Below are 2842 nucleotides of genomic sequence, written 5' to 3'. Positions count from 1 at the left end.
ACCAGCTCACGCGCCAACCGCGCCACCCGCCCATCGAACTCCGCACGGGAGACGGACTCGCCCTGGAAGACGACCGCGGGCGCGTCGGCCCCGGCGGCGTCGGCGCCGCCGCGCAGCAGCTCGGGCAGGGTCGCCGGCCCGGCCTCGCGGCCGGTGGCGTTGACCCGGTGCAGCACCGCGTCCCGCTCGGCCGCGGAGAGCGGGTCGAGCTCGCCGACCGGGCGCTCCGGGTGGGCGACGGCCTCGGTGAGCAGCCGGACCAGCCGCTCCGCCAGCTCCCCGGCGGTGCCGGGGTCGAACATGTCGGCGGCGTAGCGGACCGAGACCGAGGCGGGCTCCTCCCCCGGCGTCTCGACGAACTCGAACTCCAGGTCGAACCGGGCGGTGCGCATGGCGCCGTCGTCGACCTCGGTCTCCAGGCCGAGGAGGCGGCCGGTCCGCTCCGGCCGGATCTGGTGCGAGACCATCACCTGGAACAGCGGGTTGCGGCCGGGCGCGCGCTCCGGGTCGACCGCGTCGACCACCCGGTCGAACGGCAGGTCGGCGTTGCCGAAGGCGTCCAGGTCGGTGCGGCGGACCCGGTCCAGCAGCTCGGCGAAGCCGGGGCGGTCGGACAGGTCGGTGCGGAGCACCAGGGTGGTGAGGAACATGCCGACCGCGTCGTGCAGCGCCTCGTCGGCGCGGCCGGTCGCCGGGGAGCCGAGCGGCACGTCGTCGCCGGCGCCCATCCGGTGCAGCAGCACCGCCACCGCGGCCTGGAGCACCATGAAGGTGCTGGCGCCGCGGCGCCGGCCCAGGTCTGCGGCGGCCCGCATGAGTTCGGCGGGCAGTTCGGCGCGGGCGGTGCCGCCGGCGCCGTCGCGCAGCGCCGGGCGGGGCCGGTCGGCAGGCAGCGGGATCTCGCCGGGCAGGCCGGCCAGCGCCTCGGCCCAGAACGCCCGCTGCCGGGCGGCCGCGCTGCGCGGGTCGTCCTCGTCGCCGAGCAGTTCGGCCTGCCAGAGCGCGAAGTCGGCGTACTGCACCCGGGGTGCGCCCCAGCCGGGCGCGTGCCCGTCCAGGCGGGCCCGGTAGGCGGCCTGGAGGTCCCACAGGAACGGCTCCTGGGACCACTCGTCGATGACGATGTGGTGGAAGAGGAAGAGCAGGATCCAGGCGTCCTCGCCGGTGCGCAGCAGGACGGTGCGGAAGCCGGGTTCGGCCGCGAGGTCGAACGGGCGGGCGGCGGCCGCGGCGAGCAGCGCCTCGGCGTCGCGCCCGCGGGCGTCGGCCTCCTCCAGCGGGTCGGGGGCCTGCTCGGCGGGGAGCACCCGCTGGAAGGGCTCGCCCGGGCCGGCGGGCGCCCCGCTCTGCGGGCCCTGCCGCGGCGCGTCCTCCTGCTGCTCGGGGAAGACCGTGCGCAGCACCTCGTGCAGGCCGACGACGTCGCGCAGCGCCGCGCGCAGCGCGCCGGCGTCCACCCGCCCGCGGCAGCGCAGCACCCAGGGCACGTTGTAGACGGCACCGGCGCCGTGCAGCCGGGATGCGGCCCACATGCCGCGCTGGCCGCCGGTGAGCGGGAGCGGCCCGTCCCAGTCCCGGGCGGCGCCGGGGCGGAGCGCGGGGCGGCGGGCGCCGCGGGCTCCGATCCGCGCCGCCAGCGCCTCGGGGGTGGGCGCCTCGAACACGTCGGCGACCCCGGCGTCGGTACCGGTCCGGGCGCGCAGCAGGTTGGCGGCGCGCGCGGCGGCCAGGGAGTTGCCGCCGAGGGCGAAGAAGTCGTCGTCGGCGCGGGTGAACGGCGTGCCGGCGGCGTCGGTGAACGCCTCGGCGACGGCCCGCTCCAGCTCGCCCTCGGGCTCCCGGCCGCCCCGCCCGCCTTCGGACGGCTCGGCCGGAAGGCCTGCGTCGAGGGTGGTGGGCGTTGGGAAGAGATCACCGCGGCCCGAAGGGCCCCCGTTGAGGGTGGTGGTGGGCGACGGGAAGAGATCACCGCGGCCCGAAGGGCCCCCGTTGAGGGTGGTGGTGGGCGACGGGAGGGAGTTCCGGTCGAGCTTGCCGCTCGGGGTGAGCGGCGGTTCGGGCAGCGCGACGAGCGCCTCGGGCAGCATCGGGGCGGGCAGGGTGCCGTGCAGGGCCGTGCGCAGCTCCGCCAGCCCGGCGGCGTCCCATTCGGCGGTGTCCCGGTCGGGCACCACGTAGCCGACCAGCCGGGGGTCGCCGGAGGGGCCCGGGTGCGTCGCGGCGGCGGCGTCGGCGACGCCGGGCAGGGCGCGCAGCGCGGCCTCGATCTCGCCGAGTTCGATCCGCTGGCCGCGGATCTTGACCTGGAAGTCGGTGCGGCCGAGGAACTCGATCGGGCCGGGCAGCCCGTCCCGGCCGGGCCGGCGGCGCACCAGGTCGCCGGTGCGGTACATCCGCTCGCCGGGCGAACCGAACGGGCAGGCGACGAACCGGTCGGCGGACAGGTCCGGGCGGCCGACGTAGCCCCGGGCCAGCTGCACCCCGGCCAGGTAGAGCTCCCCGGGGACGCCGGGCGGGACCGGCCGCAGCGACGCGTCCAGCACGTGCACCCGGGTGTTCCACACCGGCAGCCCGATCGGCACCGAGGCCCCGGTTTCGGAGGAGGCGGCCTCCCCCGTTCCGCCGAGGGCGTCGAAGCAGGTGACGTCCACGGCGGCCTCGGTCGGGCCGTACAGGTTGTGCAGGCCCACCCCCGGCAGCACCTCGGCGAACCGCCCCGCCGCGTCGGCGCCCAGCGCCTCGCCGGAGGCGAACACCCGGCGCAGCGGCGGCAGGCCGGCCGTTTCGGGGGCGTCCAGGAAGACCCGGAGCATGGACGGGACGAAGTGGCAGGGGGGGACCC

At 78.0% G+C, this 2842-nt stretch carries 1 protein-coding gene; it reads right to left on the bottom strand.

Annotation, left to right across the window (positions count from 1 at the left end):
- The coding region (locus D459_RS33370; RefSeq protein ID WP_241485165.1) for a condensation domain-containing protein at nt 1-2813 on the bottom strand (2813 nt) is incomplete at its 3' end.
- Nucleotides 2814-2842: the final 29 nt, after the last annotated feature.

The sequence above is a fragment of the Nocardiopsis potens DSM 45234 genome (assembly GCF_000341105.1).
Lineage (GTDB): Bacteria > Actinomycetota > Actinomycetes > Streptosporangiales > Streptosporangiaceae > Nocardiopsis_A > Nocardiopsis_A potens.
Note: the sequence above shows the minus strand (reverse complement) of the source record. Positions and strands in the feature narration are given on the sequence as shown.